The organism is Hydrocarboniclastica marina (assembly GCF_004851605.1).
GTDB classification, from domain to species: Bacteria; Pseudomonadota; Gammaproteobacteria; order Pseudomonadales; family Oleiphilaceae; genus Hydrocarboniclastica; species Hydrocarboniclastica marina.
Genome location: NZ_CP031093.1, coordinates 941,620 through 957,802 on the forward strand (window position 1 = coordinate 941,620; position 16,183 = coordinate 957,802).

Below are 16,183 nucleotides of genomic sequence, written 5' to 3' on the forward strand. Positions count from 1 at the left end.
GTCTCCCCAGTTATTGCCAACTCGTGCAGGCGCATCTGATTGTTCAGACTCCGCCAGCACGCAACGGCAGCCGCCCGAAACGCGATCCATCATGGGTCATCCCCCCGAGACAACCGCTGCCGCAATTGAGGTGTAACACTCTCATGGCTCTGGCTCCCTGCCGCTAACGTGGGCCTCATGCCCAGCCTTGACCCGCGCGCATAAACGATGCGGCGGGTTGCGGGTTATAGCATCTTCTCAGGGCGGTGAGACGGGGTCACTGGCAGGAAACGTCTCGTCCAATGCTTCGTCGAGGTCATTGCCATCTGTCTTGCCGCGGTTCGACCCGCTTTCGCCCGCCCTGGCGCTGAGGTCGCGGATCGAAACCATGCCCAGCAGCTTTTTGTGCTCATCAACGACAGGCATCTGGACCAGGTGCAGCGAGGCCAGCTTGCGCACGATATCCTGGATGTCGTCGTCACCGTGGCAGTAGTGCAGTTGATCCGACATGACAGCGCTGACCGGCGTAGCTGCGGCGTCTCGCTGCTGCGCGACCAGACGGCTCGTGATGTCCCGGTCTGTCAGTAGACCGGTCAGTTTGCCATCTTCCACGACCGGAACAGTGCTGACCTCGTCCGAAGCCATAAGCGTGGCCGCGTCGTCGACGGTATCGTTGGCCGACAGGGACTTGAAATCGGTAGCCATCACGTCCTTAACTTTCATCTTTACTCTCCTTTTGGCTAACGCTGGTCTTTTCGCAGATCGGGCCTTTACACGATCGTAAAGACGACGGCTAAACCGGTATAAGCCGAGCAAAGCGAAAGCTTTGATGCAGCCCGCCGGTCGATGCTCTGCGATCGGACCTGACTTCCCTAGCAGCGTACTGCGCTGTAACGAAAAAATCGATGCCTCTTGGCTGCGCCGAACGACCTATGGGGTATCTCGCCACGGCGGTTGTGGTTACGTCCAGACGGCGCCTTAGCGCCCCAAGGGGTGGCGATCCGGTTCCTGCCGCGCTGAAGACACAGCGGCCACCTAAACTTCGCAATACTATTACTTAATGCAGGGCCGGGCCCCGCGAGCGGTACGTTATTCTGAGCTCGAGATACCGCGGTCGCCGCCGACGTCGGGAGAGAACGCTTTAAACGGAGGGAAAGGGCTATGGTTGATTTCACCAAGTCGATCAACAATGAACAGATGGTCGAGGCGCTGAAAGCTTTGATACAGCGCAACCATGAGGTTGCCGCAGCGTGCCGGGCGGCTCGCGATAACGCAGCGTCGGATGGGGCGGGCCAATTGGCTGAACTCGAACAGATGCATGGCCGTCACGTCGACAGGCTGGGTGAGATTGTCAGGGCTTTAGGCGGCTCGCCGGGTGAGAACGAAAACGAGCCCTCGTTTGCGCATAAGGCGAAAGCCGCGCTGTCGGGGTTGGGGCCTGGCTCATCGGGTCTGAAAGGTCTGGCCGAAAGTGAACAGCAACTTACTGGGGAATACGTCAGAACGGTTGACCAATACAGGGCCAGCGACGAGATTGTCGAGGTGGTCAATCAGCTGCTCGACGACAGTAAATCGCTAAGGGACTGGCTCGAACAGCAAGCGAAGAACGCCTGAAGCGGATCGGGGTGCAGAAAATGAATCGATTTTTAGCGGCGGGCATTGGCGGGCTGATCGCAACTGTTCCGATGACCTTGTTTATGGCTGGAGGCCACCGAAGACTGCCCAGCAGTGACCAGTATGCGCTTCCGCCACGGGAGATAACCGACGAGCTTCTTCGTCGGGGCGGACAACCGGCCTTGAGCGAGGCATCCACCGCAAGCCTGAGTCTGGCGGCTCATTTCGCCTATGGGGGCGTGACCGGGGCAATGTATCCGGCCATGCCAGGCGCCGAACGGCTGGCCCGTGCCAGGCCGCTGGCGCAGGCCCTGTATGGTGCCGGCTTCGGGGTTACTGTCTGGGCCGGGAGTTACATGGGCTGGATCCCAGCTCTGAAAGTTCTGGGGCCATCCGCTGCTCAGCCTGTTTCCCGGCGGACATTGATGATCGGCGCTCATTTGGTCTGGGGCGCGGCAACCGTGCTGGCGGGTGAAAGAGTGGCGGCCAGGGCAGAGGTTGCACCGGCCTTGAGTCAGACAGAGCAACCTACAAGCGCCTGATTAACGAAAGCCGGGTGAAAATCGGGTTGATGCTACCTGTAAGAGAGCGCAGGGAATAACGTAGACTATTGGTCCTTGGTCCTGCCCACCGGGCAGGCTCCCACGCTGGACATGAGGTTCTCGGTGCCCCGGTTTATCCATACCGCCGATTGGCAGATCGGCAAGCAGTTCGGTCAGTTCGACCATAGTGAAGCCGGGGTTCTCTCGGACCAGCGCATCAACACTGTCGCCCGCATTGGTGAGCTCGCCACGCAGGTAAAAGCGGACGCGATTCTGGTGGCCGGCGATGTGTTCGATATGCAAACCGTCTCATGCAAGACGCTCCATCGTCTCGCAACCGCGCTCGACAGTTACAGTGGACCCTGGGTGCTATTGCCGGGTAACCACGATGCCGCGGTGGCCGAGAGCGTCTGGCAGGTCTGGCAGCGCACGGTGCAGTTACCGGCAAACATCCATCTGGCGCTCAAACCCGGGGTCATCGAACTGCAGGCAGCCGGGCTTGCCGTCTTCTGTGCACCTCTTACCCAGCGTCACAGCCAGTCTGATCTGACTGAGCCGTTCAGTCATTACGACTGCGGCGCAGGACTCGTCCGGGTTGGGTTGGCCCATGGCAGTGTCCAGGGCATCCTGCCTGATCAGATGGAAACCCAGAATCCCATAGCTGCGGATAGAGCGCTGACCAGCGGCCTTGACTACCTGGCCCTGGGCGACTGGCACGGCAGGCTTGAGGTTAATACGCATACGTTCTACAGCGGTTCTCCGGAAACCGATGTTTTTCGAAACAATGACTCGGGCAATGTGCTTGAGGTACAGATTGATTCCCCAGGCGCTGTGCCAGAAGTTACCGTGCACCGCACCGGCTATTTTCGCTGGTATCAAGCCCTGTGCGGCCTGAGGATTCGCGAAGATCTGGAGCAGTTGCAGGAGCAATGCGCAGCGTTCGACCGGCTGGCTGTAGTGAAGCTTCGCCTCGAAGGAGCACTCGACCTGGCAACCTACCAGGACTTGGCGCGTTGGCTGGGGACCCTGGAGGCCCGGGTTCATGCCCTGCTGACAGACGACGAAGCGCTGGCCATTGCACCCAGCGACAATGATCTGCTCGACCTTCAGGCTGACGGTTACCTGGCTGAGGTTGTCACGGAGCTCAAAGCAGAGCAGGAGAGTAACGCTGTCAGCCGTGAAGCGCTTCGCCTTCTGTTGCAGAAGCTGGCTCAGCATCAGCAGGACGTCCGGGCATGAAGGTGTCGCGCCTGGCCGTTAAAGAACTGCGTCAATTCGCTCGCCATTTTGAGCTCACCGCCCTCGAGCCAGGCCTGAACCTTATCTCGGGAGCCAACGAAACGGGTAAGAGTGCTCTGGTGAGAGCACTTCAGGCGGCGTTCTTTGAGCGCTACAGCACCAAGTCGGTGGAAGACTTGCGGCCCTGGCAGGACCCCAATGCAGCGCCCGAGGTTCAGGTCGACTTTGAACACGGCGGGCTCGACTATAGCCTGAGCAAACAATTCCTGAAGAAGCCCCGGTGCCGACTGACGCTGGATCGTCAGGTCCTGGAAGGGGACCAGGCGGAGCAGCATCTGCAACAGCTCCTCGGCTTCAGCTACCCCGGCAAGGGCGCCAGTAGAGAAGAGTACTGGGGCATTCCGGGGCTATTGTGGATTACCCAGGGTACAGGGCAGGATCTGGCTCGTCCGATAAGCCATGCCCATGGTTTTTTGCGGGAAAGCCTGAGCCAGGGCATGGAAGATTTAGCTACCAGCGGTGGTGATCGCCTCATCGATGAGATCGCCGCCGAGAGGTCCACCCTGCTGACCCAGACTGGCAAGCAGACAGGTGAGCTGAAAAAAGCGGTCTCTGAAGTTGAGTCTGCAGCCGCTGTGCTGGCAGAAACAGATCGCAGGCTGAGCCAGTCCAGCAGCGCGATCGAAAGGCTGGGGGTTGTCCGGCGAGAATGGCAGGAGCACGAGTCGGCCCGGCCCTGGGAGGAGGCTGAGCAGAAGCAGGCTCGGGCCGCTGATCAGCTGCACGAGGTCAACCGGCAACGCCAGCAACTCGTCAGTAACGAGACCGATCTCAACCGTACTCGCCGGGAACGGCAGCAGTTGCTGGACCAGTTAGGGCAATGGCGGGACGAAGCGGATCAACTGGAATCGAGAGCGCGCCGCGTGGCGGAGCTGAAAACGCGGCAGGAAGCTGCACAAGCAGAAGTGACTGTTCTGGAGCGGCAGGTCATCCAGTCGACGAGCGCGCTGCGGGAGGCCCAGGCCGTACTGGCGCGGGCAGAAGCGCAAAAGCGTCGGCGGGAACTCGAAGCACTTCTTGAAGAAGGGCAGCTGGCGCTGGAGCATGCCCGGAGTCAGGTTGAACGGGCCCGTGAGGTTTCAGAGCAACGCCGACAGCTCGCAGTCAGGCTCACCGGTGCAACCCTCGACAGCAACCGCATCGATGCGCTCGCCCGCGCAGAAGAAGCAGCTCGTGAAAGTGTTGTCCGTCACGAAGCGATCGCGACCCGCGTGCGCTATCGCCTCAACCCTGGCGCGGCGATTACAGTAGCAGGGCAGGCTCTTAGCGGTGAGGGGAGTGTAACCCTGACAGAGTCCACACGCCTGAGACTGGGCGAGTTGGGCGAGATCACCATTGAGCCCGGCGGCGAGGATCTTGTCGCGTCAACGGAACGCGTCCAGGCCGCAGAGCAGGATTTTGATCGGCTGCTCAAGGCCAGCGGTGTTTCATCTGTAGCGGAGGCACGACAGCGCCTGGCTGAGCGCCAGGAAGCTGAGCAGAAAATAACCTGGCTCGACCAGACCTTGGAGGACATTGCACCGAACGGGTTACAGGCACTCATTGCCGAGACTGAGCGAAGGCAGCGGCGGCAGCAGTCGGCCAGAGCCGAGCTCGATGAGCTGCCGGAAGACAGGGACCTGGCCATCTCAACGAGTGACGCACAGGACGCGCTTGAGCTGGCGCGAGAAGAAGCTAGCCGCGTCGAGGCAAAACGCCGGGCGACCCGAGATGAGGACATCGCTGCACGGACCGAGCTGGACACTGCCGAGCGCGAGTATCAGGGCTTGACCCAGCGTATAGAAGACCCGGACCGAAGAGCACGCCAGCGAGCCAGTCAGGATCAGCTTCTTCAGCTATCGGCTGGGATTGAAGCGCTGGAACAATCGCTGGGACGCCAGCGGGCGGCCATTGAGGCGGCCAACCCGCAGGTGCTGCAAGATGATATTCAGCGCTACGCCCGCAGTGCTGAGAATACCCGGGCAGCTCAACGCGACCGGCGTACCGAGATTGCCCGGCTTGAGGGGGCCTTGGGTGCCGACGGTGCGGCCGGGCTTGGCGAGCACCGGGCCGAGCAGGCGGCCCGTCTCGAACGTCTTGCCCGCCGTCAGCAGGCCCTTGAGCTCCGAGCGGGGGCACTGGAACTGCTTTACCAACGGCTTCAGCGGAAGCGAAGCCGATTGGTTGAACGTCTGCAGGCGCCTTTGCAGAGGCACGTAGCGCGCTACTTGCGCCTGCTTTTCCCGGAGGCGGAACTCACAATCAACGAGGCATTCCAACCTGGAAAACTGCATCGGAATGGCCTGCCGGACGTGGACTTCGCAGCCCTCAGCTTCGGCGCCCGCGAGCAGGTGGGCGTCATTCTGCGCCTCGCCTATGCCGACGCGCTAAAGGAGGCTGGCAGGCCCACCCTTATAGTGCTTGATGATGCGCTGGTCCATAGCGATCGGCCCCGTCGCGAAGCGATGCAGCGTGTCCTCTACAGTGCCGGGCATCGGCATCAGATCCTGTTATTCACTTGTCATCCAGACAACTGGGCCGACCTTGGTGTCCCGGTCCGGTCGCTGGAGCAGCTCAAGTCTGAGGCCGGCGGCTAGTGCACTAGACAGCAGGTGTTCAGCCCGGTAGCAGGTATTTAGACGGGCCATTGCATCCGGTAGTCTGGTCCAAGGGAAGAGCTTTGCTTGAACCCTGATGCTCGTTCAACACGCGAAAGGAGAGCGCAACATGATGGAACAGCAAATGACAGGCACAGGACTTTTGGGGATGCTCATCACGGGTATTATCCTGGTTGTGCCGTTCTGGAAAATCTGCAAAAAGGCCGGATATCCGGCGCCGCTCAGCCTCCTGGTTCTGATTCCGCTGGTGAACCTGGGGCTCTTTTACTTTCTCGCTTTCGCTGACTGGCCGGTATTCCGGTCCCAAGAGATCGCCCGGGCTGAAAAATAGATCGGCTGCCTATTGGGACAGACCGCTTAAAGGCAGGAAGTCACCTGGCAGGGCTCAGGCCCGCCAGGCCCAAAGCCTTCTATGGCGTGGTCTTTGGGTCTGGTCAGTGGGCTAACAGCCCAGGCAGGATACTAGCGCGAGTTCGGCGCAATAGTGTGCGGGTACGGGGTCTGGTTGGTCTGGTCGAGATGATTGTCAATCCAGCCTTTGTGCTTGCGCTCGTCGTCGCGGTTATGCAGAAGAACTTCTACCAGTTCCGGAGGTTCGGTGACGGTGCTTAACGCATCGTCGTACTTCTGGTTGGTTTCTTCTTCGTTCGACTGCATCGCCTTCAGAATCCCCATTGTTTCGCTCAGGCTGCTGATGGCGACTTTGCCCGAGGTAAGGACCGCCTTGAGGTCCGACTTGGTTGCCGGTTTGCCGCCGAGTTTTTCAACCCATGCCTGCAGTTTTTCCGTATGCGTCTCATGATCCGCACGGAATTCCAGCAGCGCGGCCCTCACATTGTCATCCGTCGCGCGCTTGATCGCCGCGTCATAGGCGTCGATAGCGTCGTAGTCGAGATGAATGAGACTGTTGAGTGTCTTAACCGTGGCTTCTTGCGGGCTTTTGCTCATTCGTCCTCCCTGAAATGGTCTCGTAGTCGCTAAATTCAGCGCAACAATAGACTCTGTTCGAGGATAACGCTTTAGGGCCTGTAAGGGGCTTACGGATTCCTCATTTTCTTGCCGGGCTGGTTACAGCTAACGTAAACCATGGACGTCAGCAAACAAGCCGCCAAACAGAAAATAAAGACAAGGGGAAACTATGGCCGACTCTTCCACCCAGATCAGTAAAGGTGTGGAGCGACTCGCCCGTTGGGGCTATGCAGCGAAAGGGGTACTCTACGTCGTAATCGGCCTCTACGTCGGCATGGCGGTTTTGGGCATGGGCGGCGATACCGCCGGTGTGCGGCAGGCGATTCTGGAAGTCGCCGGACAGCCTTACGGCTGGTTTATGCTGATCCTGCTAGGGGTAGGGCTGGCCGGCCACGTACTCTGGCGAATGGTCCAGGCTTTCGGAGACCCTGAGCGAAAAGGCAGGGGCCTTAAAGGAGTGGTCCGGCGTATCGGCATGTTCATCAGCGGCGCGGTTTATCTTATGCTGGCCTTCTATACGTTGCGACTGATACTGGGGAGCGCCGGCGGGGGCAGTTCAACAGCGCAGCGCAGTGCAGAAGTCATGTCATTCCCGGGAGGTATCTTTCTGTTGGGCGCAGTGGGCCTGGGCTTCATCGGGGTAGGACTTTACCAGATGTGGCGAGCCTATCAGGAAACCTACCGTAAACACTGGAAGTCCGAAGGCTTAAGTCGGGCGCAGGTCATGCTGGCGCGAACGGTGGCGCGCGTTGGTTTGCCCGCCAGGGCTATTCTTTTTGTGGTGGTTGGCTTTTATCTGGTGGCCGCTGCGTGGAAAACCAGTCCTGGCGCCGCGCGCGACACAGAAGGCGCGATGCGAGCGCTTAGTGCATTACCGTTTGGCCAATGGCTACTGGCCGCAATTGCCATAGGTATGGTCTGTTATGGCTGCTACTGCTTCTGTAACGCCTGGCTTAAAGTGATCAAGCCGGATAATGCCTGAGTACCGGTGTGAAGTCGCTCACAGGGCGAGTATCTATTTGAACAAAGCGAGATCCGAACAAGTGCGCGAAATTACGGAAAAATCGGCTCAAGTTCGCACAATCGGCGGCTCTGTATGGATACTCCTTAACTTTAGCTGAGATTCCAAACCCGCTAAGGTAAATTCCGACAGCGATGGAGCCCGCTCTGGTATCGGCGGGGCTACTGGGTCCCGGTTGTGAGAGGGCCGAAGATCGCCGCTTCTTAACCGCACTCCCGAACACGATCTGGCTCCCGCGATTCACCCATCACCTGATAAATCCTATGGATCAGAACGTCCTCGCCACGGAGATTGTCGAGCCCTTCAGTCGCAGCCTTAGCTTTCTTGGGCACGGCGGAGAGATGGGGCGAGCCATGCGTGAGAAGGACTGGCTCGGTTCGCCTCTGGATGAGCCTGGGCAATGGCCGCAGGAACTCAAGTCAACGATCGCTTTAATGCTCAATTCAGGGCACTCCATGTTCCTTGCCTGGGGTCCCGAACTCACCTTCTTCTATAACGATGCCTACATACCGCTTCTCGGCAGCAAGCACCCAGCACTGGGCAAACCTTTCCAGGACGTGTGGCACGACATCTGGCCGGACATTGAGCCGATCGTATTGGATGCTCTTGCTGGTAAATCCACCTGGCTGGAAGATTTCAGGCTGCTGACGGAACGGAACGGCTACCCGGAGGAAGCTTTTTTCACCTTCTCCTACAGCCCTGTGCGCAATAGCCAGGGTGAGGTATGTGGGCTGTTCTCTGCGGTTAACGAAACCACTGGCAAGGTCGACGCCATGAATCGGCGTCGCGCTGTGGAGGAGGAACTGGTTCAGAGTCAGGAGCAGTTACGGCAGAGTAACGAGTACCTCAACACTATTATCAGCCAGGCATCCGTCGGAATAGCCCAGACCGACATTGAGGGCCGGTTCATGTTAGTCAATGATCGTTACTGCGAAATTCTGGGGCGTAGTCGGGCCGACCTTCTGGGCAGAAAAGTGAAGGACCTGACTCACCCTGAAGACCAGTTGCTCCACGCAGAGGCCTTCGACCGGGTCGTTCGTAGCGGTGAGGCGTTATTCATCGAAAAGCGGGGGCTGCGCCCTGACGGTAGTCATGTCTGGGTGAACAATCATCTCTCTCTGAGCAGGGACGCGGACGGTAACCCACAGCATGTGATAAAGGTTTCGATTGATATCACCGAACGCAAGGAGAACGAGCTACATATCAAGTATCTCGCGACCCATGACCCCCTGACGAAGCTGCCGAACCGGACCTTGTTGAAAGAACGCATGCTGCACTCGATCCAGGCGGCGCAATACCTGGGAACCAAGGTTGCTTTACTGTTTCTCGATCTAAACCGCTTCAAGATGGTTAACGATAGCCTGGGGCATGATCAGGGTGATCAGTTACTGAAGGTTATCGCTGAGCGGCTCCGTAGCTGCACCCGTGAAGGCGACACCACCGCCCGTATCGGCGGGGACGAGTTTGTGATTGTCCTGGACGCGCTGGAGTTTGTTTCAGACGCTATAGGTATCGCGGAAGAGGTGCTGGCGTCTGTTGCCGAACCCGTCCGGCTTGCCGGGCACGATGTCAGCGTCAGTACCAGTATAGGCATTAGTGTCTATCCGAGAGACGGCAGTGACCCGACTATTCTGCTCAAATCTGCCGATACCGCCATGTACCAGGCCAAAGAAATGGGAGGCGGGACTTTCCGCTTTTACAGCCCGGACATGAATGCCCGGCTACTGGAACGGCTGTTGACCGAGAGCCGACTGCGCGAAGCAATCGGCAGGGGTGAGCTGGTGCTTTACTATCAGCCCCGCGTATCGCTGGTGAAAGAGCGTATTGTCGCCATCGAAGCGCTGGTACGGTGGGACCATCCCGAGAACGGGCTGATGCTGCCCGATGACTTTATCCCGATCGCTGAAGAAATAGGGCTTATCGAAGAGATAGGCCGGACAGTGCTGATGCAGGCCTGTGAACAGAACAAGCGATGGCAACAGCAGGGGCAGGATCCCGTCCGGGTATCGGTCAACATCTCACCGCGGCAGCTTACCCAGGGTGATCTACCCTACCTGGTAAGAAGCGTCCTGGAAGCGACCGGCCTGGCACCGCAATGGCTGGAACTGGAAGTTACCGAAAGCGGGCTGATGCACAACATTACAGCAGCCCAGGAAACTTTGCAGCAGATACGGGACCTGGGTGTCGGCATCTCTATAGATGATTTCGGGACCGGATATTCGTCGTTGAACCACCTCAAACGCTTGCCTATCGATACACTTAAAATTGACAAGACGTTTGTTCGTGACCTTCCGTTCGACAGCGATGACGTCTCGATAGTCACCGCAACGATAGCACTGGCAAAAAGCATGAATCTCAGGGTCGTGGCCGAGGGGGTGCGTTCGGTTGAGCAGCTCTACTTCCTCAAGGACCGGGAATGCGAAGAAGTGCAGGGTTATCTGTTCGGGCTTCCCGTCCCGGCGGAGCAAATGGAGGGCGTTCTGATGCATCCTGACAGTATTATTCCGCTAGCCCGGAAGTAACGGACCTCGGTCAGCTGGTTGGAGGATGGCGCAGCAGCGTGCCCGGATGCCGGCTCGACAGCGCCTAGTCCAGCACGACCAAGTGGTTCGGCAGCTCGTTGCGCTCATGGGTGGCGGGCAGTTTTTCTTTCAGCTCTGCACCGCAGGCGTCGATACACTCAAGGAATCCCTCCAGCGTTTTTCCCTGCCTGACTCGAGCAACAAACGCTTCGACGATGCCGCCCCAGGTCGCGTCAGGGATCCGGCTCGAGATGCCTTGGTCAACCAGAATTTCGACGTAGCGCTCGGCTTCGGATACAAAGATGAGCATGCCCGTGCCCCCCTCGGTATGGTGAAGGTTCTGTTCAAGAAATTGTCGCCGTGCCAGATTCGACGCTCGCCAGTAACGCACGGGTGCCGGTATCAGGTGGCTGTTGATCTGGGGAACGCGAAAGATCAGGGCCAGCACTACAAAAAGCGCCCATTGAGTTAACACAAGGCTGTGGGCGTTCAGCCAGTTGGCAAACAGATTGAGCAACCCGGGCACAAGCAGGGCTGCCAGCCCAGCCCATACCAGCGGTATGTAGGCGTAGTTATCCGCTTGGGCAGTCAGTACCGTCACGACTTCGGCGTCGGTCTCACGCTCGAGGCGCGAAATAGCGGCTGTGACTTCCTGCTGTTCGGCCTGGTTCAATAACGTCATATCGCATCTGCTCTTTCAGAATATAAACCGGTCTGGTCTGGGTTGAATTGAAGCCTACCAGCCGCCAGAAGCTCCGCCGCCGCCGAAACCGCCGCCGCCCCCACCGAAACCGCCGCCGCCAAAGCCGCCGCCTCCGCGGCCTAGACCTGCTCCCAGCAGGGCACCGCCAAGAAACGCTGCACCGCCTCTACCCCGGCCACGTCCACGACCACTGCCGCCACCGAGAAAGTAGACGACGGCCATCATGATGAGGAAAAAAACAGAGGCTAACGGCGCATTAGGTCGCTCCGCAGCCGGCGCCACGCCGCCCCGGTTCGCCGGCTGCGCCAGCGGCTCGCCACCCAGGACCTGTATCATAGCGGCAGTCCCGGCTCGTACGCCGCCGGCAAAGTCGCCCTGGCGAAATGCGGGCGTAATAATGCCATTGATTATGGTCGACGCCTGGGCATCAGTCAGTCGGCCTTCGAGGCCATAGCCGACTTCGATGCGGATCTTGCGGTCCTCTTCGCTTACCAAAAGCAGTGCGCCGTTGTCCTCGCCTTCCTGGCCTATGCCCCAGTAGCGCCCCAGCTGGTAGCCGTAGTCCTCTATCGGGTAGCCCTGCAGGTTGGGCACGGTCACAACCACAACCTGCTCGCCGCTTGCCTGCTCATGGGCCTCACTCATCTGACTCAGCATGGCCTCAGTCTGCTGGTCAAGCATACCGGCTTTGTCGACCACCCGGCCGGTCAACTCCGGAAATTGCGGGGCTGACTCGGCCTGAACAGCTCCAGATACGAGAATGAGCAGCAGTGTGGCGCTGCGCAGCAGGCGGGAGCCCATCAAAACTCTACCTGCGGTGCCTGCTCTGCGTTTTCAGCGGTCGCCTCGAAGTTCTCCCGCAGGGGCATGTCGCTATAAAGAATGCTATGCCACAGGCGTCCCGGGAAGGTCCGGATCTCTGTGTTGTACTGCTCTACCGCTTGAATGAAATCGCGGCGGGCCACCGCTATACGATTCTCCGTTCCTTCGAGCTGAGACTGCAGGGCCAGGAAATTCTCGTTGGAGCGAAGCTCCGGATAACGCTCTGATACTGCCATGAGACGGCTCAGCGCACTGGTCAGTTGACCTTGCGCCTGCTGGAACTGCTGAAGCTTCTGCGGGTTATTAAGCACGCTTTCATCAACCTGGATAGAGGTCGCTTTTGATCGGGCCTCCATAACTGCTGTAAGCGTCTCGCGCTCCTGGGCTGCAAAGCCTTTGACTGTTTCCACCAGGTTGGGCACGAGGTCCGCGCGACGCTGGTACTGGTTTTCAACCTGCGACCAGGCCGACTTCACCTGCTCGTCGTAGGTGGGGATATTGTTGATGCCACAACCGCTGAGAGCGAGCGCGAAGAGCAGGGCAACGCTCCAGTGCAGGGCGATTTTCAGTGGGGCAGGTTCACGACTCGTGCTCATTTGAGATTCCTGGTATCCGTTCATTCTGATTCCGGTCAGCTGCTCGACGGGGCTCAACAGGGCAAGCAACGTCGAGAACGGCCGCGCCGGAGCGTAATTCGTTTTCTAGTCTCTACTATCATTTTGGAGATAGTGACAGATAAGGACTTTTCAATACAGGCGGGGGCTTGGTCAACGACTGTCTTCCAGGGCCTGCCTTTCAGCCTCAGTCGCCTGTTCCTGCCGGATCTGCTCCGGCGTTTCCAGACTGACGCGCCCCAGTTTGCCCGCGCGCAGTTCATTCAGAAGCACTTCTGAAACCTTGTACAGGTCCGGCACGCCCTTGCGCGCAAAGAAGGCGCGTTTGCGGGCGATCGTTTCAAGCAGCTCGACGCCCGCACCTGCCGTGCCCGGCATCGGAAGGTCATCGAGCCGGTAACGTTCGCGTAGATTTTCGGGGTATTGTTCGAGCAGATACTCAGCTGCGAAGAGGGCGATATCCTCAAAGTCTATGACAGCACTCTTTATGGCACCTGTCGTGGCGAGCCGGTAGCCGCAGGACGCCGGGGATAGTTTTGGCCACAGAAACCCCGGCGTGTCATAGAGGAGAATGTTCTCGGGTAGCTTGATCTGTTGCTGGGATTTGGTCACGGCGGGCTCGTTGCCGGTCTTGGCGATCGGTCGCCCAGCCAGGGTGTTGATGAGGGTTGATTTCCCCACATTGGGGATGCCCACAATAATCGCGCGCAAGGCCGTATGTTCCAGATTGCGATGCGCAAGCAGGGTTCTGCAGAGCTTGAGTATGCCCAGCGCCGTCGCGCGCTGGTTCTGCGATAGCGCGACGGTTCTTACGCCACTCTCGCGCTCGAGGGATTGCTGCCACTCAGACGTGACGGCGGGATCAGCCAGATCACACTTGTTCAGCACCTTGATCACAGGTTTTTCGCCACGAAGCGCCGGCACCAGAGGGTTCGAGCTGCTGAAAGGGATACGCGCGTCCAATACCTCGATGATCAGATCCACCTGGGGCATGAACTTTTTGATTTCCTTGCGGGCCTTATGCATGTGCCCGGGAAACCAGTTAATGGCCATTGGGATTCTCCACGGAAAAAAAGCGCCAGGACCTGAGCGTCGGCGGAGCGAGTTCAGATTGGTTCAACTGATACTGCGCGGGAAAGAGATACTAACCGATCCACCAAAGAACGTCAGGCTAGCGTACGCGGCGTTTAGACACTTGCCTTGGGATTGGGTCGGCGCCCCGGGGGGGCTGTACCCAAATATGGCGTATCAGTGCATGACCAGCAGGTGATTGGGCTCGCCAATGGTGAACCCCTGGACGTAGTCGACACCGATGTGCTTTAGCTTCTCGAGCAGCGGCTGGGACTCGACGTACTCGGCTATTGTCTTTTTGCCCATGATGTGACCGATCTCATTCATGGAGCGAACCATGGCTTCGTCCATCGGGTCTTCAAGAATGCCCCGGACAAACTCGCCGTCTATTTTGAGGAAGTCGACGGGCAGCCGCTTGAGGTAGTGGTACGATGCGAAGCCGCTGCCGAAATCGTCCAGGCTAAACAGAAAGCCCAGGCGTTTGAACTCCGCAGCGAGCTCGATGGTCTTGGACAGGTTGCGAATGGCCATCGTCTCGGTTATTTCGAAACAGACCTTGTGAGTCGGAATACGATAGCGACGAACCAGCTCTTTCAGGAACCCCGGGAACCGGTCATCACCGAGTGTGCTTGCCGATAGATTGATGGAGCATATGTCGAGATCTACAACCGCCGCAGGATTATCCGCAAGCCAGCGAAAAACTTTGCTAACCACGTAACGGTCAAGGCGAGGCATAAGGTTGTAGCGCTCGGCCGCGTTGATAAAGCTTGCCGGCGGAATCATGTTGCCGTCGTCATCCCGCAGCCTCGCCAGTACTTCGAAATGGCTGCCTTTCTCTTCCCCCGTCTGGATAGCGACGATCGGCTGGGCCATCAGCTCTATCTTATCGGTCTCCAGCGCCTCGGTAACTTTCGTCACCCAGTACCGATAAGTGCTCTGGTGCTGGTCGTGTTTATCGCCCTTGTCGAATACATAAATGCGGTCCCGCCCCGCCTCTTTGGCCATGGCGCATGCGCTTTCTGCATGCTCCAGGATCCTGCGGGAGGAGGTCGCCTGTTCGTCAATGAGCGCGATTCCGATACTCATCCCGATCTGGAATGAAGAATCTCCCCAGCTGAACCGGAAGTTACGAATGAACGACTGGATATCGCAGGCTTTCCGGTGAGCCTGTTCAGGCGTGCATTTTTCAAGCAGCAACACAAATTCGTCACTGCCCAGCCGGGCAAGGGTATCCCGTGGACGTATCTGAAGCTGCAACTCACCGGCGACCTGACGCAGTAACTCGTCCCCTGCAACGTGTCCACAACTGTCATTGATAATACGGAAGCGGTCGAGATCGAGTTGAAGCAGCGCATGTGGAGGAGGTGACGCAGCAGCCAAGACATGATTCAGGCGCTCTTCGAATTCGCTGCGATTAAGCAAACCGGTCAGATCGTCGTGGGTCGCACTATGCCGCACCCGCTCGGCAAGGTCACGGGTACAGCTGACGTCGAAAAACACAGAAACCGCTCCCGCTGGCTGGCCGGTTCCATTGAAAACCGGAGCCGCAGCAAGCTCGACCGGCACATGCAGCCCGTTTTTCCGAACAATGTGCGCCGGTTCGGTCAAGGTCGATGGCGCGCCGGATCTGAGTGCTTCCAGCCCCGGGTTCGGTATTTTTTCACCGGCGCTTGGCCTGTGCAGCGACAGGACATGATCCAGCGGTAACCCGCGAGCTGCGTCCAGAGCCCAGCCTGTCAACTGTTCGGCGACCCTGTTCAGGCCCGTAATGACACCTTTTGAGTCTGTGGTTATATGGGCCTCACCGACGGCTACAGGGAGCTTGCAGTCCGCTGGGCTACCAGCCTGCCAGTCATTGGCCAGCCGGGCATACCGTTGTTCCAATTGAGCGCGCGCGCGCTCGGCAGCTCCGTCAGTGGTTTCCGATCGGGTGAACTGCCTCGCCAAGCCCTGTAGCAACCCTATGGCGTTCGGCTCCATGCTCCATTCCAGCAGGTGGTAGCCGCCCTGACGGTCCCTGAAGCGAGCCAGTAGGCTTGAGTTTGCGGCGCGATCGACGGGCGGTGTTATGGCCGTATCAAAGCAGTCGCGATCTTCCGGGTGGATAAAATTAAGGCAGGGCTCGCCTTGGAGGTCATCTTCCGTCCAGCCGAAGGATCGGGTCCAGGCTGCGTTGGTCCAGTGAAAAAAGCCGCCGGACGTCAGGACGAAAAAGGCCAGCGAAGAGTCATCGAAAAACTGTTGCCCCGATTCCCCGCCCGTAACGGCTGTTGCTGGAGAGGGTTGAGGCCATCGCCTTAGCAGAGCTTTTTGTGAACTCCTGTCATCCATAACATCACTCTGTTTAACGCAACAGCTCCTGAAAGGCAGGACGCTGCCACTTGCTCCAGAACATCGGAAGAGGAAAGTTTCGAGTACCCCCACAGGTTA

Annotated in this window: 14 protein-coding genes; 7 read left to right on the plus strand and 7 right to left on the minus strand. The window is 58.6% G+C overall.

All coding sequences use genetic code 11. The features are described 5' to 3' along the window. Positions 1 to 237 precede the first annotated feature (237 nt). Entirely contained in the window at positions 238 to 702 is a 465-nt protein-coding gene (locus tag soil367_RS04305; RefSeq protein ID WP_136547245.1) for a CBS domain-containing protein, read from the minus strand. 438 nt (positions 703 to 1,140) lie between these two features. On the opposite strand from soil367_RS04305, the gene soil367_RS04310 reads away from it, so the two are divergent. The 5 genes from soil367_RS04310 (at position 1,141) to soil367_RS04330 (ending at position 6,362) form a co-directional block, all read left to right on the plus strand. Next, positions 1,141 to 1,593, plus strand: a complete 453-nt coding sequence (locus soil367_RS04310) for a ferritin family protein (protein WP_136547247.1) — start codon at positions 1,141 to 1,143, stop codon at positions 1,591 to 1,593. Positions 1,594 to 1,613: 20 nt separating this feature from the next. After that, positions 1,614 to 2,135: a hypothetical protein gene (locus soil367_RS04315; RefSeq protein WP_136547250.1), complete on the plus strand. Its 522-nt coding sequence runs from the start codon at positions 1,614 to 1,616 to the stop codon at positions 2,133 to 2,135. A 123-nt stretch (positions 2,136 to 2,258) separates the two neighbouring features. After that, the gene (locus tag soil367_RS04320) at positions 2,259 to 3,374 is read left to right on the plus strand and encodes a metallophosphoesterase family protein (RefSeq protein WP_172962260.1); all 1,116 of its coding nucleotides are present in this window, start codon (positions 2,259 to 2,261) and stop codon (positions 3,372 to 3,374) included. Further along, entirely contained in the window at positions 3,371 to 6,010 is a 2,640-nt protein-coding gene (locus soil367_RS04325; protein ID WP_136547254.1) for an AAA family ATPase, read from the plus strand. Before soil367_RS04320 ends, soil367_RS04325 begins: the two co-directional genes overlap by 4 nt. 130 nt (positions 6,011 to 6,140) lie before the next feature. Next, positions 6,141 to 6,362 (plus strand): hypothetical protein, encoded by a 222-nt coding sequence (locus tag soil367_RS04330; RefSeq protein WP_136547256.1) that lies wholly within the window; start codon positions 6,141 to 6,143, stop codon positions 6,360 to 6,362. Positions 6,363 to 6,493: 131 nt separating this feature from the next. On the opposite strand, the gene soil367_RS04335 is transcribed toward soil367_RS04330, so the two are convergent. Further along, positions 6,494 to 6,979 (minus strand): DUF2383 domain-containing protein, encoded by a 486-nt coding sequence (locus tag soil367_RS04335; RefSeq protein WP_136547258.1) that lies wholly within the window; start codon positions 6,977 to 6,979, stop codon positions 6,494 to 6,496. 190 nt (positions 6,980 to 7,169) lie between these two features. Here soil367_RS04335 and soil367_RS04340 point away from each other — a divergent pair, with 190 nt between their 5' ends. Continuing rightward, positions 7,170 to 7,982 carry a DUF1206 domain-containing protein gene (locus soil367_RS04340; protein ID WP_136547260.1) on the plus strand — a complete coding sequence of 271 codons (813 nt, stop codon included), beginning with the start codon at positions 7,170 to 7,172 and terminating at the stop codon, positions 7,980 to 7,982. 302 nt (positions 7,983 to 8,284) lie between these two features. Next, on the plus strand, positions 8,285 to 10,543 hold the full coding sequence (locus soil367_RS04345; RefSeq protein WP_172962261.1) for an EAL domain-containing protein: 2,259 nt from the start codon (positions 8,285 to 8,287) through the stop codon (positions 10,541 to 10,543). Between the two features lie 64 nt (positions 10,544 to 10,607). Here soil367_RS04345 and soil367_RS04350 read toward each other — a convergent pair whose 3' ends face one another. The 5 genes from soil367_RS04350 to soil367_RS04370 all read right to left on the minus strand — a co-directional run bounded on the left by soil367_RS04350 (position 10,608) and on the right by soil367_RS04370 (position 16,084). Beyond that, positions 10,608 to 11,225: a TPM domain-containing protein gene (locus soil367_RS04350; RefSeq protein ID WP_136547264.1), complete on the minus strand. Its 618-nt coding sequence runs from the start codon at positions 11,223 to 11,225 to the stop codon at positions 10,608 to 10,610. Positions 11,226 to 11,279: 54 nt separating this feature from the next. After that, complete coding sequence (locus soil367_RS04355; RefSeq protein WP_136547266.1) at positions 11,280 to 12,047, minus strand: TPM domain-containing protein; 768 nt, start codon at positions 12,045 to 12,047, stop codon at positions 11,280 to 11,282. Continuing rightward, positions 12,047 to 12,664, minus strand: a complete 618-nt coding sequence (locus soil367_RS04360) for a LemA family protein (protein WP_136547268.1) — start codon at positions 12,662 to 12,664, stop codon at positions 12,047 to 12,049. Before soil367_RS04360 ends, soil367_RS04355 begins: the two co-directional genes overlap by 1 nt. A gap of 171 nt (positions 12,665 to 12,835) precedes the next feature. After that, on the minus strand, positions 12,836 to 13,735 hold the full coding sequence (gene ylqF, locus soil367_RS04365; RefSeq protein WP_136547270.1) for a ribosome biogenesis GTPase YlqF: 900 nt from the start codon (positions 13,733 to 13,735) through the stop codon (positions 12,836 to 12,838). A 195-nt stretch (positions 13,736 to 13,930) separates the two neighbouring features. Next, positions 13,931 to 16,084, minus strand: coding sequence for a bifunctional diguanylate cyclase/phosphodiesterase (locus tag soil367_RS04370; RefSeq protein ID WP_136547273.1), 2,154 nt, complete (start codon positions 16,082 to 16,084; stop codon positions 13,931 to 13,933). Between the last annotated feature and the right edge of the window lie 99 nt (positions 16,085 to 16,183).

Coding starts and splice junctions, on each gene's coding strand:
- soil367_RS04310 (WP_136547247.1), top strand. CDS start 1,141: ATGGTTGATTTCACCAAGTCGATCAACAATGAACAGATGGTCGAGGCG.
- soil367_RS04330 (WP_136547256.1), top strand. CDS start 6,141: ATGATGGAACAGCAAATGACAGGCACAGGACTTTTGGGGATGCTCATC.
- soil367_RS04315 (WP_136547250.1), top strand. CDS start 1,614: ATGAATCGATTTTTAGCGGCGGGCATTGGCGGGCTGATCGCAACTGTT.
- soil367_RS04305 (WP_136547245.1), bottom strand. CDS start 702: ATGAAAGTTAAGGACGTGATGGCTACCGATTTCAAGTCCCTGTCGGCC.
- soil367_RS04335 (WP_136547258.1), bottom strand. CDS start 6,979: ATGAGCAAAAGCCCGCAAGAAGCCACGGTTAAGACACTCAACAGTCTC.
- soil367_RS04325 (WP_136547254.1), top strand. CDS start 3,371: ATGAAGGTGTCGCGCCTGGCCGTTAAAGAACTGCGTCAATTCGCTCGC.
- soil367_RS04340 (WP_136547260.1), top strand. CDS start 7,170: ATGGCCGACTCTTCCACCCAGATCAGTAAAGGTGTGGAGCGACTCGCC.
- soil367_RS04350 (WP_136547264.1), bottom strand. CDS start 11,225: ATGACGTTATTGAACCAGGCCGAACAGCAGGAAGTCACAGCCGCTATT.
- soil367_RS04370 (WP_136547273.1), bottom strand. CDS start 16,084: ATGGATGACAGGAGTTCACAAAAAGCTCTGCTAAGGCGATGGCCTCAA.
- soil367_RS04360 (WP_136547268.1), bottom strand. CDS start 12,664: ATGAGCACGAGTCGTGAACCTGCCCCACTGAAAATCGCCCTGCACTGG.
- soil367_RS04345 (WP_172962261.1), top strand. CDS start 8,285: ATGGATCAGAACGTCCTCGCCACGGAGATTGTCGAGCCCTTCAGTCGC.
- ylqF (WP_136547270.1), bottom strand. CDS start 13,735: ATGGCCATTAACTGGTTTCCCGGGCACATGCATAAGGCCCGCAAGGAA.
- soil367_RS04355 (WP_136547266.1), bottom strand. CDS start 12,047: ATGGGCTCCCGCCTGCTGCGCAGCGCCACACTGCTGCTCATTCTCGTA.